This window comes from Brevundimonas sp. CURTG3B2_SDJG (assembly GCF_057364705.1).
This window is the reverse complement of record NZ_JBNFOJ010000244.1, coordinates 1-4,097: the sequence shown is the minus strand read 5'-3', so window position 1 is coordinate 4,097 and position 4,097 is coordinate 1. Positions and strand designations below refer to the sequence as shown.

Here is a 4,097-nt window from a genome sequence, read left to right as displayed (position 1 = left end):
ATTTCAGGGCCAGAAGCAGGGCCAACGCCCGGCTGTCTCTATGCGAGACCGCCAGGAGTCACGCAGGCCCCGCCCCAGAGCCACTCGGATCATTCCGGCGTCGGAGTCGGCTCGATCGGCCCGTCGGCGGTCTCGGGATTTGACCGACGGACATGGCGTGTCTCCAAGGCAGGGGTGGATTCCGAACGATACTGACGCGTCCCAGCGGGGTTCGACCACCTTTTTCTGATGGCGGGGCGGACTCCGCGGCGGAACCCCGGCGCCGCCCGCGTTGTCGCCCCCTTGGCGTTTGGCCTAAGAAGCCCTTTCTGCACCCGGTCCGGAGTTTCCCCCATGCTGATCCACCTGTCGTCCTGGCCCGAGATCGACGCCCGGCTGAAGGCGACCAGGACCGTCGTGGTGCCGATCGGGTCGAACGAGCAGCATGGGCCGACGGGGCTTCTGGGCACCGACTGGCTGTGTCCGGAGATCATCGCCCACGCGGCGGAGAAGGCCGACGAAAGCCTGGTGGTCGCCCCGACCTTCAACATCGGCATGGCCCAGCATCACCTGGCGTTCGCCGGGACCATCTCGCTCAGGCCCTCGACCTTCATGGCGGCGATCACGGATTGGGTCTCGTCGCTGAGCCGGCACGGGTTCGAGCGCATCTATTTCCTGAACGGCCACGGCGGCAACGTGGCGACCATCGAAGCCACCTTCGCCGAGATCTACGCCGAATGGAGCTTCGTGGAGGAGCGCCCGCCGTTCGTGCTCAAGCTGCGCAACTGGTGGGACCTGCCGGGCGTCAACAGCCTGTGCAACCGGCTGTTCCCGGCCGGCCACGGCATGCATGCCACGCCGTCCGAGATCGCCGTGACCCAGGCCGCCTATCCGGACCGGATCAAGGTCGCCGACTACAGTCCCAGGATCGCGCCGACCGGGCCGATCCGCGACGCCCTGGACTATCGGGCCCGGTTCCCCGACGGCCGCATCGGCTCGGATCCGGCCCAGGCCAGCCCCGAGAAGGGCCAGACCATCATCGACGCCTCGGTCGAGGCGCTGCTGAAGGATGTCGCCGACTTCTCCGGCGAGGTGTTGCCCTAGGCGCCGGCGAAGGGCACGCTCCCGCCATGACACCGCTCGACCAGGCCGCCCGCACCGCCCGCGCCGGGCAGGAGCTTCTGCAAGCGTCGGGCGACGTCATCGCCCGCCGGCTGGAGATCGTCTCGGACGCCCTGCGCGATCCGACCCGCGCCGATCTGCGCGAGATGAGCCTGATGGGCTCCGAAAAGGTCGAGGCCCTGAGCGCTTCGGCGGCCGCGGGGCTGAACGGCGCGATGTCGCTGGCCGCGACGGGCGCGTCCGTGGCGGCGCGCGAAACGGCCGCCGCGCGCAAGGCGCTGGACGCGGTGGTCCACGCCCGCACCCCGGCCGAGGCCGCCCTGGCCCACGGCGCCTGGGCGACCGGAGCCCTGACGCGGGCGATGACGGACGGCTGGGCGCTGGGCGCCTCGATGCTGAAGCTCCAGGCCGACGCCCTGGCCCCGATCCACGCCGCCGCCGTCGCCAATGCGAAACGGCTGAAGCGCTAGGTTCAATCGACATTCAAACCCGTCATTCCCGGCCCCCGGGTCGCGCCGCTTGCGCGGCCTCGCCCGAGGGGTGAACCCGCCGGGAATCCATGAACACGAAAGGCGGAGGTCGAGACCTCCAAGGGCCCCGATCGTGATCCTGGATGGCCGGGACAAGCCCGGCCATGACGGAAACAAGGTTCAGAGGCCAAGGCTATCGACTGAATGTCGATTGAACCTAAGGCCTCACCGGAACGGCGGCTCGTCGAAGGCGCGAAGCTTGCGCGAATGCAGCCGCGAGCCCTCGCCGCGCAGCAGGTCGACGGCCTGGATGCCGATCTGCAGGTGCTCCGAAATCGAGCCCTCGTAGAAGCGGTTGGCCTGTCCTGGCAGCTTGATCTCGCCGTGCAGGGGCTTGTCGGAGACGCACAGCAGGGTCCCGTAGGGCACCCGGAAGCGGTAGCCCTGGGCGGCGATGGTGGCGCTCTCCATGTCGATGGCCACCGCTCGGCTCTGGTTGAAGCGCAGCGCCGACTTGGAATAGCGCAGCTCCCAGTTCCGGTCGTCGGTGGTGACCACGGTGCCGGTGCGCAGGCGCCGCTTGATCTCCTCGCCGGGCATGCCCGAAACCAGCTTGGCGGCGTCGTAGAGCGCGCGCTGGACCTCGGCGATCGAAGGGATCGGGATGTCCGGCGGCAGGACGGCGTCCAGCACGTGATCGTCGCGCAGATAGGCGTGGGCCAGGACGTAGTCGCCGATGGTCTGGGAGGGGCGCAGGCCGCCGCAGTGGCCGATCATCATCCAGGCGTGCGGCCGGGTGACGGCCAGGTGGTCGCAGATCGTCTTGGCGTTGGACGGGCCGACGCCGATGTTGACCAGGGTGATGCCGTTCCAGCCCGGGGCCGTCAGGTGGTAGGCCGGCATCTGGTGCTTCTTCCACGCGGCGTCGGCGATGACGGCCTCGGGGTTGGGCGTGTCGCGGGTCACCACCACCCCGCCCGAGGTGGAGAAGGTCTCGTAGGGGCTGTCCGGGTCCTTCAGCTGTTCCAGCGACCAGCGGACGAACTCGTCGACGTAGCGGTTGTAGTTGGTGAAGAGGATGTAGCTCTGCACGTCCTCGACCGGCGTGCCGGTGTAATGGCGCAGCCGGGCCAGCGAGAAGTCGGTGCGCAGGCCGTCGAACTGCGACAGCGGGAAGTCTTCGGCCGGGTCGAACAGGCCGTCCGAGATCTCGTCGCCGATATGGGCCAGGTCGGTGGTCGGGAAGTAGCGGGCGATGGCCGCCGTCATGGTGGCGTCCAGGACCACGTCCGAGCCGTCCAGCACGTAGGGGAAGGGAATCTCCTGGTCGGACGGACCGACGTCGAAGGTCGCGCCGTAGTCCTGCTCCAGCAGGGTCAGCTGCTCGTTCAGATACGAGCGGAACAGTTCGGGCCGGGTGACGGTGGTGGAGTAGACGCCCTGGCGCGACAGGCGGGCGTAGGCGCGCGCGGCCAGGTTGGCGGGGCGGTCGCCGAACCAGCTGACCCGCAGTTCGGGGTAGGAGAAGAGGCCGTTGGCCCGCGCTTCGGCGTCGGGACGTTCGCCGGTGTCGAGGAAGGTTTTCACCGCCCCGCGCAGATTGGCGACGGATTGGCTGTAGAGGGTTTCGAGGCGGTCCAGCGCCGCCTGTGCTGTCATCGTGTCTGTCATGGCCTCCCTTAACGGAAGTCGATGACGTTGGCGAGACGGCCCAGGTTCAGGGCTCCGGCGACGCGGCCCGGGCCAGCAGGGCAGAGGTGTCGCGGTCGTCGGCGAAACGGGCCTTAAGCGCCGCGCCGTCGGCTTCCAGGACGTTGCATTGCAAGGTTCGAAGCGCCTGTTGGATCTGCGCGCGGCGCTCGGGCTCGTCGCTGTACTCGCCGCCCCAATGCTCGCACATGCGCGCCCGGCCGATCCAGGCCAGGACCTCGGGATCGACGGACGTCGCCACCTCGATCGCCCGATCCTGGATGCGGACGTCGTCCAGGACCATCCGGTCGTCCCGCAGCGAAAAGCTCAGCTGGGCCGAACCGCCGGTGGCGCAGCAATTGCCGTCTTCCGGCTGCCATAGCGGCGTGGTCGCGCCCAGATAGTCGTACCGGATCTGCACGCCCTTCCAGACCTCCAGTCCCGGCGGCAGGCGACGCGCCAGCTCGTCGCGCCAGCTGGTGTTGTCGATCTGGGCCAAGGGCCGGGCGCGATCCTCGGTCCAGCGGAAGACGACGTCGGCGTTGTGCGATCCCGAACCGCCGTAATAGCCGGGCGCGGCGACCCAGGTTCCGGCGTCGTCCTGGATCAGCACCGGCGCTTCGTAGAACCCGCCCTTTCCCCAGGCGGCGGGCGTCAGCGGGCCGTCCGCGTCGCCGATCAGCAGGACGAAGGCGCCGGTCACTCCGTCCTCGTCCGTCGAGCCGCGCTGGGTCTGCCAGAAACAGCAGGCGCCGTCGCCGCGGCGCAGCCAGCCGCCCCTCGGCGCTGCAGCCGTCCAGGCCCAGGGGGACGCAGTCCGTCAAACAGTTGAGCCAG

Annotated in this window: 4 protein-coding genes; 2 read left to right on the top strand and 2 right to left on the bottom strand. The window is 69.2% G+C overall.

All coding sequences use genetic code 11. The features are described 5' to 3' along the window. Positions 1-333: 333 nt before the first annotated feature. A complete protein-coding gene (locus AC2W7C_RS14205; RefSeq protein WP_486002017.1) occupies positions 334-1,083 on the top strand; it encodes a creatininase family protein in 750 nt (249 codons plus the stop codon). A 26-nt stretch (positions 1,084-1,109) separates the two neighbouring features. Further along, positions 1,110-1,571, top strand: coding sequence for a phasin family protein (locus AC2W7C_RS14200; RefSeq protein WP_486002016.1), 462 nt, complete (start codon positions 1,110-1,112; stop codon positions 1,569-1,571). A gap of 225 nt (positions 1,572-1,796) precedes the next feature. On the opposite strand, the gene AC2W7C_RS14195 is transcribed toward AC2W7C_RS14200, so the two are convergent. Then, the gene (locus AC2W7C_RS14195; protein WP_486002015.1) at positions 1,797-3,242 is read right to left on the bottom strand and encodes an AMP nucleosidase; all 1,446 of its coding nucleotides are present in this window, start codon (positions 3,240-3,242) and stop codon (positions 1,797-1,799) included. Between the two features lie 46 nt (positions 3,243-3,288). Beyond that, positions 3,289-3,963: a hypothetical protein gene (locus AC2W7C_RS14190; protein ID WP_486002014.1), complete on the bottom strand. Its 675-nt coding sequence runs from the start codon at positions 3,961-3,963 to the stop codon at positions 3,289-3,291. Positions 3,964-4,097: the final 134 nt, after the last annotated feature.